The organism is Gordonia araii NBRC 100433, from assembly GCF_000241265.1.
Lineage (GTDB): Bacteria > Actinomycetota > Actinomycetes > Mycobacteriales > Mycobacteriaceae > Gordonia > Gordonia araii.
In genome coordinates this window covers 22,212-34,257 of sequence record NZ_BAEE01000056.1, presented here as the reverse complement: position 1 = coordinate 34,257, position 12,046 = coordinate 22,212, and the positions used below count along the sequence as shown (strand labels likewise).

12 protein-coding genes are annotated in these 12,046 nt (G+C 68.2%); all 12 read right to left on the bottom strand.

What is annotated here, in order from left to right; all coding sequences use genetic code 11:
• Positions 1 to 22: 22 nt before the first annotated feature.
• The 12 genes from purF to cysD all read right to left on the bottom strand — a co-directional run bounded on the left by purF (position 23) and on the right by cysD (position 12,013).
• A complete protein-coding gene (gene purF / locus GOARA_RS10595; protein ID WP_007322365.1) occupies positions 23 to 1,618 on the bottom strand; it encodes an amidophosphoribosyltransferase in 1,596 nt (531 codons plus the stop codon).
• A gap of 58 nt (positions 1,619 to 1,676) precedes the next feature.
• Positions 1,677 to 2,066, bottom strand: coding sequence for a sterol carrier family protein (locus GOARA_RS10590; protein ID WP_007322364.1), 390 nt, complete (start codon positions 2,064 to 2,066; stop codon positions 1,677 to 1,679).
• 5 nt (positions 2,067 to 2,071) lie between these two features.
• Positions 2,072 to 3,178 carry an NAD(P)H-dependent amine dehydrogenase family protein gene (locus GOARA_RS10585; RefSeq protein ID WP_007322363.1) on the bottom strand — a complete coding sequence of 369 codons (1,107 nt, stop codon included), beginning with the start codon at positions 3,176 to 3,178 and terminating at the stop codon, positions 2,072 to 2,074.
• Positions 3,179 to 3,199: 21 nt separating this feature from the next.
• Entirely contained in the window at positions 3,200 to 3,640 is a 441-nt protein-coding gene (locus GOARA_RS18980) for a hypothetical protein (protein ID WP_007322362.1), read from the bottom strand.
• A gap of 47 nt (positions 3,641 to 3,687) precedes the next feature.
• Complete coding sequence (locus GOARA_RS10575; protein WP_138947651.1) at positions 3,688 to 3,990, bottom strand: hypothetical protein; 303 nt, start codon at positions 3,988 to 3,990, stop codon at positions 3,688 to 3,690.
• Between the two features lie 300 nt (positions 3,991 to 4,290).
• Positions 4,291 to 4,797 carry a DUF2752 domain-containing protein gene (locus GOARA_RS10570; RefSeq protein ID WP_007322359.1) on the bottom strand — a complete coding sequence of 169 codons (507 nt, stop codon included), beginning with the start codon at positions 4,795 to 4,797 and terminating at the stop codon, positions 4,291 to 4,293.
• Positions 4,798 to 4,804: 7 nt separating this feature from the next.
• The gene (locus GOARA_RS10565) at positions 4,805 to 5,236 is read right to left on the bottom strand and encodes a CD225/dispanin family protein (protein WP_007322358.1); all 432 of its coding nucleotides are present in this window, start codon (positions 5,234 to 5,236) and stop codon (positions 4,805 to 4,807) included.
• 96 nt (positions 5,237 to 5,332) lie between these two features.
• A complete protein-coding gene (gene purL, locus GOARA_RS10560; protein WP_007322357.1) occupies positions 5,333 to 7,618 on the bottom strand; it encodes a phosphoribosylformylglycinamidine synthase subunit PurL in 2,286 nt (761 codons plus the stop codon).
• 114 nt (positions 7,619 to 7,732) lie between these two features.
• A complete protein-coding gene (locus GOARA_RS10555; protein ID WP_138947650.1) occupies positions 7,733 to 8,164 on the bottom strand; it encodes a VOC family protein in 432 nt (143 codons plus the stop codon).
• A gap of 222 nt (positions 8,165 to 8,386) precedes the next feature.
• A complete protein-coding gene (locus GOARA_RS10550) occupies positions 8,387 to 9,178 on the bottom strand; it encodes a 3'(2'),5'-bisphosphate nucleotidase CysQ (protein WP_007322355.1) in 792 nt (263 codons plus the stop codon).
• A gap of 1 nt (position 9,179) precedes the next feature.
• Complete coding sequence (gene cysC, locus GOARA_RS10545; protein WP_007322354.1) at positions 9,180 to 11,069, bottom strand: adenylyl-sulfate kinase; 1,890 nt, start codon at positions 11,067 to 11,069, stop codon at positions 9,180 to 9,182.
• Entirely contained in the window at positions 11,069 to 12,013 is a 945-nt protein-coding gene (gene cysD / locus GOARA_RS10540; protein WP_083834846.1) for a sulfate adenylyltransferase subunit CysD, read from the bottom strand. Before cysD ends, cysC begins: the two co-directional genes overlap by 1 nt.
• Between the last annotated feature and the right edge of the window lie 33 nt (positions 12,014 to 12,046).

The following is a 12,046-nucleotide window of genomic DNA, read 5'->3' as shown; positions in this document are numbered from 1 at the left end:
ATGTCTACGCTACCGGACGGCCTCAAGGCCGCATCACGGCGCTGACGTTGTCATTCGCCACGGTGAGCGGGTCCACGCCGGGGGCGCCGCGCAGTGACTCAAGGACCGCCTTGCCCATGGCCGTCTCGGTCGGCAGGGCGATCGGGTATTCACCGTCGAAGCAGGCTTTGCAGAGCTGCGATCCGGGCTGTTCGGTCGCGGCCACCATCTCGTCGATGGAGATGTAGCCCAGGCTGTCGGCACCGATGGCCTGACGAACTCCTTCGACCATGGCACCGGGCTCATCGGCGTCCATCCCGTTGGCGATCAGCTCGGCCGGGGAGGCGAAGTCGATGCCGTAGAAGCACGGCCAGCGCACCGGCGACGACGCGATGCGCACGTGGACCTCGGCGGCGCCCGCCTCGCGGAGCATGCGGATCAGCGCTCGCTGGGTGTTGCCGCGCACGATCGAATCGTCGACGACGACCAGGCGCTTGCCGCGGATCACCTCGCGCAGCGGATTCAGCTTGAGGCGGATGCCCAACTGCCGGATGGTCTGCGACGGCTGGATGAAGGTTCGGCCGACGTAGGCGTTCTTCATCAGACCCTGCCCGTAGGGGATGCCCGATTCCTGCGCGTAGCCGACCGCGGCCGGTGTGCCCGATTCCGGGACCGGGATGACCAGATCTCCGTCGACGGGGTGTTCGCGGGCGAGTCGTCGTCCGATCTCCACTCGCGCCGAGTGCACGGTCCGCCCGTTGATCACGCTGTCGGGGCGGGCCAGGTAGACGTACTCGAAGATGCAGCCCTTGGGCGTCGGCTCGGCGAAGTGGGTGGAGCGCACGCCGTCGGCGTCGATGGCCAGGAGTTCACCCGGCTCGATGTCGCGGACGAAGGACGCACCGACGATGTCGAAGGCCGCGGTCTCCGACGCGACCACCCAGCCCCGGTCGAGCCGGCCCAGCGAGAGCGGCCGGACACCGTGCGGGTCGCGGGCGGCGTACAGGGTGTTCTCGTCCATGAACGTCAGGCAGAAAGCGCCCTTCAGCTCCGGCAGGAGTTCCAGCGCGGCCTGCTCAAGGGTGCGGTCGGCCGCACCGTGCGCGAGCAGCGCGCCGACGATGTCGGAGTCCGACGTTCCGCCTCCACTGCTGTCCAGGCCCAGATCGTGGGCCCGCGACGCCAATTCCGCGGTGTTCACCAGGTTGCCGTTGTGGCCGAGAGCGACTCCGCTGCCCGCGGCGGTGGTGCGGAAGATCGGCTGGGAGTTCTCCCACGTCGTCGATCCGGTCGTCGAGTAACGGCAGTGCCCGATCGCGACGTGGCCGACCATCGATGCCATGGTCTGCTCGTCGAAGACCTGGCTGACCAGACCCAAATCCTTGAAGACGATGACCTGGGCGCCGTCGCCGACGGCAATCCCGGCGGCCTCCTGGCCGCGGTGCTGCAGCGCGTAGAGGCCGTAGTAGCTCAGTTTCGCGACGTCCTCGCCGGGCGCCCAGACGCCGAACACGCCGCATTCCTCGCGCGGTTCGTTGTCTGGCTGGATGACCGGATCTGGATTCGCTCGCGCGCACGGCGATGCTGCGGATACATCGTCGGGAAGGAGGTTGGACGAGTTGATCGACAGATCGGTCACGAGCGCTCCGGTGAGTCGTCGGTGAGGGCACCTCCAGTCTACGGCCCGATCGCCACTATCAACGAATCTTGAGCGGTGTGATGGGCAGCATGTCGGCGATCTCGCCGGCCCGCGCGCCGGAAGCGTCGACGATGTGCGCGGCGATGGCGTCGTCGAAGCTCACAGCACCGGTGGCCAGTCGCAGCCAGGTTCGCGGGTCCGTTTCGACGACATTGGGCGGTGTTCCACGAGTGTGGCGCGGACCTTCGATGCACTGCACGGCGGCGAACGGCGGTACCCGCACCTCCACCGAGGAACCGGGCGCCAACTGCGGCAACGTGCGCAGAGTAAGGCGCACCGCCGCGGCGAGTGCGGGTCGCGCGGGCGCTGGCGCGTCGTCGTCGAGGATCCAGTCCGCCACCGCCTCGACGGCGGCACGGCACTGCGCTGGATCGACCGTCGGTTGCACGCCCCCTAGTCTGCCGCGTCGGCGCCCGTGGAGTCCTGCCCGGCCACCAGTCCGCGGCCGGTGACCAGCGGGAGGTCGAGGGCGGTGACCAGCCCCGGCTCGGCCGCGACGACGGCCGGCACGGCGTTGACCAGGCGCATCGCCGTGACGACCATGCCGGACACGTTGTGGTCACCGTCCTCCCCGTGATGGCCGAATTCGACGTTGAGCACCGGGTCACCGGTGATGTCGACGCGGTAGCAACCGTCGCCGTTCGTCGGCTTGGGCCATTCGGGACACTGGTCGGGGTGGTTACGGGTGTAGTGCTCGAGCACGACGCGGTCGACGCCGCTCACCTGGCCGACGACCTGGAAGTGCAGCGCGGCCCTCGTACCCTTGGGGATCTTCCCCGACACGGTGTCGTAATCGCGGTCGGCGGCGACCTCCTCGATGCGCTCGACGAGCGGTTCGTCGAGTGTCAGATCCAGGCCCGCGGCGATCTGGCGGACCACCGATCCCCAAGCCATCGACAGCACGCCGGGGTTCAGCAGCATCGGCGTAACGTCCATCGGCTGGCCGAAGCCGAAGATCTGGCTGTTCACGACGGGCTGGTAGTAGGTCGAATAGTCGGCGATCTCCGAGCAGCGCACCTCGTCGATGCGCCGCGAGAGACTGGTCATCGCGAGCGGCAGGACGTCGTTGGCGAATCCGGGGTCGATACCGTTGACGTGCAGGCTCGCGCCACCGGCCTTCGCCGCGTCGACGATGGGGTCGACGACGTTGTCGGGGACCACGCCGTAGGGGAATTGCAGCAACACCGGCCCCGACGAGACGACGTTGATGCCGGCGCGCACGAAGTCGGTGAGGTCGGTGATGGCCTCGAAGATGCGGTCGTCGGTCATCGCGGTGTGCACGATGGCGTCGGGCTTCAGGTCCAGCAGCGCTTGGCGGTCGTTGGTGGCGAGGACGCCGAGATCGCGGTCCAGTCCGGCGAGACGGCCCGCATCCTTGCCGACCTTGGCCGGGTCGGACACCCAGACGCCGACGAGTTCCAGATCGGGGTGGCGGTCAATTCCTTCGATGGCATGTCGACCGACGGTGCCGGTCGACCATTCGACGACGCGAAGAGTCATGGCCCAAGACTAGAACACGTTTCAGTTTTGCGGGGCGATAAGCCACCTCTTCGTCGATGGTGCCGCAGCTAGAACGAGGGTGAGAATCGCCGGCATCAACGCCGTAACGACAATCATGACCACGTCCCAGTACAGATACGCCACGAACAACGGTCGGTCGTCCTCGGGGCCGACGATAAGAAGCACGGCCACCGAGACAACCGCGACGACAATGGTCACGGCGCACCCGGCCACGACCAGGAGCCGACCGGCCGGCTTGCGACGCGCCATCAGTATCACCCCGGCCGCCAATAGCGCGAACGCCGTCAGCTCGGCAACGATCCGGACAACCGTCAGTGTCGCGCTGGGTAGAACCGTAGGTTCCCCGCCGCGGAGCTGGCTGATGTCGAAGCCGGCCACATATACCGCAGCCAGGGCCCCGATACCGCCGAGCACCGTCGTCGCGACCGCGGACGCCGGCATGGACGCCCTCGCCGCGACGCCAACAGGGTGTGGAGATGCCACGCCGCCTACCCGCCAGAACGCAGCCACGCGGCCGTCGACGGCACCAGAGCCAGGACGACAGTGACGATGGAGAACAGCAACGTGAGCGCACCGCTCAGAATCGCGAGCGGCGAGATCACGAAGAAGGCGCCGGCAGTGGCCCAAAGCACGAAGAGTCCACTAACGACGACCATGAGCAAGCTCGCTCCACACCCGGCCGCGATCAACCAGCGGCCGACCGGACGGCGACGGAGAGTTTGGATACCGCCGGCAGCGAGCAGCGCGCACGCGCCCATCGCGGTCAACGTCGCCATTAAGGACACAGCCACCTGCGAAATGTGCGCCGAGACGCCGTTGCTCCCCCATTGCACAGTCTCAGTTGCACCCAACGCAGCCATCAACGCCATGTGAAGACTTCCGAGGAAGCTCAGCACCGCTGCGGTGATCGCGGCGCCTCCCGACGGGCCGCGCTGAACGGCCTGCGCTGGCGGGTACCCGAACGGTGGATAGTGCGGCCCCGCGGCTGGCACGCTGGGAAGGCCCGGCGATATCCCCTGCGGCGGAGACCCGGGCGGCGGGTACCTCGGATCGAATGTCATGCTCCCCCTCTGACGAGTACTGCCGCTCCCCTATACCCGTAGCGCGGTGAAGGGCGCTATCGGAATGTTGCGGATGACGAACCACACCAGCACAACGACGAGAATCGTCATCGACGAGTAGCGGAAGTGCTGCCACGTTCGCCATCGCCGTCCGGTCCACAACCTGGCGCAATACGCCGCGAATGACCAGATCAGGAGCACGAGCGCGACGAGGCCGACCGCGTTGTAGGCCACCGCAGCACCCAAGTCGCCGTGCATGACGGAGTAGATCATCCGCATCGCACCACAGCCGGGGCATACGATGCCCAGCAACGACTTCGTCGGGCACGTCGGGAGGTGTCCGCCCGGGGTCGTCGGATCGCCGAACCAGACGGCGGCCCCGACGGCGGCAGCGCCCGCGACGACGACCAACGGTCCGACGACGGGGTGCGCAGAGACCCGACTGAGCGAGGCGATCATCCGGTCGGTGCGATCCGGCTCGCGCGGCGGCACCGGAACGCCTCGTTCAGCTCCGTCGACGCACAACGGATCGGTCACTCTCGGATCAGTAGCTGTACGTGTTGGTGTAGGTGTAGCTCGGCGTGTAGGTCGACGCCGTGCCTACCAGGGCGACCACGAAGATGATGTAGGCGATGATCGACAGCACGGTCACGGTGACGCCGATGATCGCGCCCCACATGGCCCAGCGCTTCGCTTCGTCAGCCGCGTTCTGGGCACCCGCGTAGTCACCGGTAGCCCACAGCTTGTCCACCGACGTGGACTTCACGATCGCCACGATGCCCAGCGGGAGGCAGCACAGAACGGTGCACAGGATCGCCCAGACCAGGTTGTTGTCGGGCTTGCCGGCCAGCGGGTAGCCGTAGCCGCCAGCGGCGGGGTATCCGGGCTGCGGGTACGGCTGCTGGCCGTACCCGGGTGCCGGCTGACCGTATCCGGACTGGTCGCCGGGGTTGTTCGGGTCGTAAGGGTTCGACATCGGTGCTCCATCTCAACAATCGCGCGCGGCTGGTCCCCGCAATGGTGCGAGGGTACTACCCGGGTGGCCGCGCCGCCTACCGGGGATGACGCCGTGTCAGCCGAACAGACGCGGCAGGGTCGCCCCGTGCACCTCGCGGAGCTCGGCCAGCGGAATGGCGAAGTGATCTTGCACGCTCACGTCGTCGGCGCCCTGGTCCACGACTCCGATCCGGGTCCACGGCATCGCCCGCGCGTCGAGCATCGAGCAGAATCGTGACTCTTCGGTCCGCGGCACGGCAACGATCGCGCGGCCCGCCGACTCGGAGAACAGCCAGACGAACGGGTCGGCACCCTCGGGAAGGATGATCCGGCATCCGGTCTCCCCGGCCAGCGCCGATTCGATGACCGCCTGGATGAGCCCGCCCTCGGAGATGTCGTGGGCGGCCGACACCAGACCATCGCGCGACGCGGCCACCAGGATCTCCCCCAGCAGGCGCTCGGTCTCCAGGTCGACCTGCGGCGGCACTCCGCCCAGGTGGTCGGCGGTGACCTGCGCCCAGATCGAGCCGTCGAACTCGTCGCGGGTCTCGCCGAGCAGGATGAGCGTCTCGCCCGGCTCGGTGCCGAAGCCGGTCGGGATGCGGCGGCGCACGTCGTCGATGACGCCGAGCACCCCGACGACCGGGGTGGGCAAGATCGGAGTCGAGCCGGTCTGGTTGTAGAAGCTGACATTGCCGCCGGTGACCGGGATGCCCAGCTGGGCGCAACCGTCGGCCAATCCGCGCACCGCCTCGCTGAACTGCCACATGACCGCCGGATCCTCAGGCGAGCCGAAGTTGAGGCAGTTGGTCACCGCGACCGGCGTCGAGCCGGAGACGGCGACGTTGCGGTAGGCCTCGGCCAGCGCGAGCTGCGCGCCGCGGTACGGATCCAGGTAGGTGTAGCGGCCCGACGCGTCGGTCGCCAGCGCGATGCCGCGATTGGTCCCCTCGTCGATGCGGATCATCCCCGAATCGGCGTTCTCGGCGAGCACGGTGTTGCCGCGGACGTAGCGGTCGTACTGCTCGGTGATGAAGGCGCGGCTGCACAGAGCCGGGGACGCGAGCAACCGAAGTGTGGTCTCCCGCAGCTCGTCCGATGTCGACGGGCGCGGCAGCGAAGCGCTGGTATCGGCGACGACGCCGTCCTGCCACTCCGGCCGGGCCAGGGGTCGCTCATACACCGGGCCCTGGTGGGCGACGGTGCGCGGGGGCACATCGACGACGGTCTCGCCGTGCCAGTCGATGACCAGCCGGTCACCGTCGGTGACCTCGCCGATGACGGTGGCCAGCACGTCCCAGCGCCGGCACACCTCCATGAACTTCTCGACGTTCTCCGGGCTCACCACCGCGCACATGCGCTCCTGCGACTCGCTGGAGAGCACCTCGGCCGGCGTCATCCCCTCGGCGCGCATCGGAACCTGCTCAAGGTCGATGTGCATGCCGCCGTCACCGGCCGCGGCCAACTCGGAGGTCGCACAGGACAGTCCGGCACCGCCGAGGTCCTGGATGCCGACGACGAGGTCTTCGCGGTACAGGTCGAGGCAACACTCGATGAGGACCTTCTCGGTGAACGGGTCGCCCACCTGCACCGACGGCAGCTTCTTGCGGCTCGGGCCGTCTTCGCCCGATTCGTCGAAGGTCTCCGACGCCAAGACCGACACCCCGCCGATCCCGTCGAGCCCGGTACGGGCACCGAACAGGATGATCTTGTTGCCCGCACCCGACGCGAACGCCAGTTTCAGGTCCTCGGTGCGCAGCACACCCGCGCACAGGGCGTTCACCAGCGGATTGCCCGCGTAACTGGCGTCGAAGACGGTCTCGCCGCCGATGTTGGGCAGACCGAGCGAGTTGCCGTAGCCGCCGATGCCGCGCACCACGCCGTCGACCACCCGACGAGTGTCAGGCGCGTCGGCCGCGCCGAAGCGCAGCTGATCCATCACGGCGATCGGACGCGCACCCATCGCCATGATGTCGCGAACGATGCCGCCGACGCCGGTGGCCGCGCCCTGGTAGGGCTCCACGTAGGACGGGTGATTGTGCGACTCGACCTTGAACGTCACCGCCCAGCCGTCACCGATGTCGACGACACCGGCGTTCTCGCCGATCCCGGCGAGCATCTTGGACCGCATCTCGTCGGTGGTGGTCTCGCCGAAGTAGCGCAGGTGCACCTTCGAGGACTTGTAGCTGCAGTGCTCGGACCACATGACCGAGTACATCGCCAACTCCGCGTCGGTGGGCCGGCGGCCGAGGATCTCGCGGATCCGCGCGTATTCGTCGTCCTTCAACCCCAACTCGGTGAAGGGCTGGGGGTGATCGGGGGTCTGCGCAGCATTCGACACGGTGTCGAGGTGGGAAGTCACGTGAGCAATTCTAGGCGAGCGCCCCGAGCCCGCTCGTCGGCGCTCGATCCCCCATGATTTCGGCCTTCCCGCATCGATCGATGAGGGAAGGCCGAAATCACGCTGGCTGGGTGCTCACTCCCAGCGGTACCCGTCGGGATCGGTGAGCGCACCGAGGCCGCCGACGACCGTCAGGCGGCGCGATCCCGACCCGGCCGGGTCGACGCCGGCGTTCTTCGCCACGGCTTTGCGGCCCTGCACGGCCAGTGTCACCGCGGCTCCCGGCGTATCGAATTCGACGTACTTGCGGCCGAAGCTCTTGCCGACGGCCAGGCCGCGCTCGCTGTAGAAGGCCTTGGTCGCGGCGACATCGTCGACCCCGATCAGCAGGACGAGCTGGTCGGCCCGCCCCGTCGGGGGCGCGGTGTTCTTCTTCGACGACGAGGCGAGCGTCCACACCGTTCCGTCGGGTGAGCGCAGCGAGCCGCCGTAGCCCCAGAAGCTCTTCGACACCGGTTTAATCGTCGTCGCGCCGGCGCGCTGGGCGGCCGCGGCCAGCGCATCCACGTCTGCAGGCTGATCACAGACCAGCGACACGCTGAATCCGCGGAAGCCCGAGGAGGCGGTCCAGACGCTGCGTCCGTACGCCGATCGTCCAGATGTCGCCGAGCTGATGATCGCGGCCGGGGCAGACGAGGACGCGGACGTCCGAGCCGCTGCCCGCCTCTAGCCCGCACAATTTCGTCGATCCCGCTTCGATCGATGCGGGATCGACGAAGCCATGCGGGATCAGGCCTGAATCGCCCCGATGATCGTCTCCGCCAGCTCCGGGCGGCACACGATCAGATCCGGGAGATAGGTGTCGCGCTGGTTGTACTCCAGCGGCGTGCCGTCGATCCGGCTGCACCACAGGCCCTTCGCCTCGGCGACGACCACCGGCGCGGCCGAGTCCCACTCGAACTGGCCGCCGCCGTGCACGTAGGCGTCGGCCTCGCCGCGGACCACGGCCATCGCTTTGGCGCCCGCCGAGCCGACGGGGACCAACTCGGCGTCGAGCGCGGCGGCCACGGCATCGGCGAACTCCGGTGGCCGCGAGCCGCTCACGACGACCCGGGGCCGTCCCGTGCGCGGCGGGGCCAAGCCGGTCTCCGGGGCGACCGGCGTCGAATCCGACGAGTAGGTCACCCCCAGCGCCGGCAGCGCGACGGCTCCGGCGACGAGACTCCCGGCCTCCCACAGCGCGACGTGCACAGCCCAATCGGACCGGCCCCCCGCGGGGGTATCGAGCGTCCCGTACTCACGGGTCCCGTCGACCGGATCGACGATCCAGACCCGCGCCGCGTTCAGACGAGCCAGGTCGTCGGCCGATTCCTCGGACAGCACCGCGTCGTCGGGCCGTAGTTTGGCGAGCTGGTCCTGCAAGAAGTCGTCGGATCGACGGTCGCCGGCGTCGCCCAGCTCACGGCCGGACAACCCCGAGTCGGCTCGCACCGACAACAGCAGCTCACCGGCCGCGGTCGCCAGCGCGCCGGCCAGTTCCACGTCGGAGACGTCAGCGCTCAATTCCACCGGTGCGGCCATGTCACAACCCTAGGTCGCGCAGGATCGCCTCGGCGACGTCGCCGGCCGGACCGTCCGCGGGCGTGACGACGATCTCCGGGTCGACGGGACGCTCGTACGGCGAGCTGATCCCGGTGAAGTCGGCGATCTCCCCGGCCCGAGCCTTGGCGTAGAGCCCCTTCGGATCACGCTGCTCGCAATCGGGCAGCGGCGTATCGACGAAGATCTCGTGGAACTCCAGTGCCTGCTCCAGATGGATCTCGCGGGCGGCAACGCGATCGGCGGCGAACGGACTGATCATCGACACGATCACCACCGTGCCGGCGTCGGCGAACAGCGCCGCGACCTGCGCGGTGCGCCGCATGTTCTCCTGCCGGTCCTCGTCGGAGAAGCCGAGATCCGCGTTGAGCCCGTGGCGCAGGTTGTCGCCGTCGAGGATGTACGCCGGTCGGCCCTGCGCGACGAGCCTGCGCTCCAGCTCGATGGCCAGCGTCGACTTGCCCGAACCGGACAGACCGGTCATCCACAGCGTCGCGCCGAGATGGGTGCGCTGGTCGCGGCTGACCTTGGTGGTCTGCCAGACGATGTTGGCGTTGTGGGTGTGCGGGCCGTTGATCATGCCCGCCGCGACCGTCCGGTTGGACGCCTCGTCGACGAGGATGAAGCTGCCCGTCTCCCGGTTGCGCTGATACGCGTCGAACATCATCGGTTCGCGCAGGTGCAGCCACACGCGTCCGATCTCGTTGAGCGACAGCCGGTCCGCCGACTCGTCGCGGTGCAGCGTGTTGACGTCGAGACGGTAGGTGAGTTCGGAGATCTCCGCGCGGGTCGACGACGTCGCCGCCTGCAGCACGTAGCGCTTACCCGGTCCGAGGTCGATGTCCTCGGCGAACCAGCACACCAGGGCGTCGAGGTCGCGCCCGACGTGCGGCCGGTTGTTGGGCCGGGCCAGCATGTCGCCGCGCACGATGTCGATCTCGTCGGCGAGTTCGGCGGTCACCGCCATCCCCGCGAACGCCTCGTCGACCTTGCGGCCGCCCGGCGCCCATAGGTTGGTGACGGTCGAGGTGAACCCGCTGGGCAGCACCACGACCTCGTCTCCGATCGCGAAGCGCCCGCCGGCGACGGTTCCCGCGTAGGCGCGGTGATCGGAGCCTTCCAGATCCTGCGGCCGCACGACGTACTGCACGGGCAGGCGCGCGTCGATCAAGTTGCGGTCGCTGGCGATGTACACCTCTTCGAGGTGGCTCAGCAGCGCGCGACCGGTGTACCAGTCCATGTTCTCGGACTTGGTGACGACATTGTCGCCGGCGAGCGCCGAGATCGGGATGAACGTCAGGTCCGTGACGTTGAGCTTGGTGGCGAACTCGACGAAATCGTCGCGGATCTCCTCGAACCGCTCCTCCGACCAGTCGACCAGGTCCATCTTGTTGACGCAGACCGTCAAGTGCGGGATGCCCAGGAGCGAGGAGAGGAACGCGTGACGACGGGTCTGCTCCAGCACGCCTTTGCGTGCGTCGATGAGAATGATCGCCAGGTCGGCCGTCGACGCCCCGGTCACCATGTTGCGCGTGTACTGCACGTGGCCGGGGGTGTCGGCGATGATGAATTTCCGGCGCGGAGTCGCAAAGTAGCGGTACGCCACGTCGATCGTGATGCCCTGCTCCCGTTCGGCGCGGAGACCGTCGGTGAGGAGCGCGAGATCGGTGAACTCGGTGCCGCGCTGAACGCTGGTCCGCTCGATCGCCTCAAGCTGGTCGGTGAAGATGCTCTTCGAGTCGAAGAGCAGACGGCCGATCAGCGTCGACTTACCGTCGTCGACCGATCCCGCAGTGGCCAGTCGCAGCAGCTCGCTGCGGTCGCGCCCCGACGCGGGGGCGGGAGCGAGCGGGTCATGTCCCTTCGCCGCCATCAGAAGTAGCCTTCCTTCTTGCGATCCTCCATGCCGGCTTCGGAGATCCGATCGTCGGCGCGGGTCGCACCTCGCTCGGTGAGCCTCGTCGCGGAGATCTCCTCGATCACCTTCTCCACCGTGTCGGCGTCCGACTGCACGCACCCGGTGCACGTCGCGTCGCCGACGGTGCGGAAGCGGACGCGTTCGACGTGGCTGGTCTCGCCGTCGTAGGTCTCCAGGAACCTGGTCTGCGCGAGGAGCATCCCGTCGCGGGGCACGACCTCGCGCTCGTGCGCGTAGTAGATCGACGGCAGTTCGATCTCCTCGGCGGCGATGTACTGCCAGATGTCCAGCTCGGTCCAGTTGGAGAGCGGGAAGACCCGGATGTGCTCGCCCGGGTGGTGGCGGCCGTTGTAGAGGTGCCACAGTTCGGGCCGCTGGGCGCGCGGGTCCCAGCCGCCCTCGCGGTTGCGGAAGCTGAAGACGCGTTCCTTCGCGCGGGCCTTCTCCTCGTCGCGGCGGGCACCGCCGAAGACGGCGTCGAACCGGTTCTCGGTGATGCCGCGAAGCAGGGCCGCGGTCTGCAGGCGGTTGCGGCTGGTACCGGGACCGGTCTGCTCGACCACTCGCCCGGCGTCGATGTCGTCCTGTACGTGGCTCACCACCAGCCGCGCGCCGGTCTGCTCGACGAGGCGGTCGCGGAAGTCGATCACCTCGTCGAAGTTGTGGCCGGTGTCGACGTGCATCAATGTGAACGGCGGCGGCGCGGGCCAGAAGGCCTTGCGCGCCAGCGCGAACATGACGACCGAGTCCTTGCCGCCGGAGAACAGCAGGCCTGGATTGCTGAAAGTTGCCGCGACTTCGCGGAGGATATGCACCGATTCGGCTTCGAGGGCCTGCAGGTGCGTCAGCTCGTAGCGGGTTTCGCTCACTGTGACGCCTTCTCTTGACGTGTCGAGTATTCGACGCTATGTGTTGACATTATGACAGTGACC

Coding starts and splice junctions, on each gene's coding strand:
- GOARA_RS10585 (WP_007322363.1), bottom strand. CDS start 3,178: ATGACTCTTCGCGTCGTCGAATGGTCGACCGGCACCGTCGGTCGACAT.
- GOARA_RS18980 (WP_007322362.1), bottom strand. CDS start 3,640: ATGCCGGCGTCCGCGGTCGCGACGACGGTGCTCGGCGGTATCGGGGCC.
- GOARA_RS10565 (WP_007322358.1), bottom strand. CDS start 5,236: ATGTCGAACCCTTACGACCCGAACAACCCCGGCGACCAGTCCGGATAC.
- GOARA_RS10550 (WP_007322355.1), bottom strand. CDS start 9,178: ATGGCCGCACCGGTGGAATTGAGCGCTGACGTCTCCGACGTGGAACTG.
- cysC (WP_007322354.1), bottom strand. CDS start 11,069: ATGGCGGCGAAGGGACATGACCCGCTCGCTCCCGCCCCCGCGTCGGGG.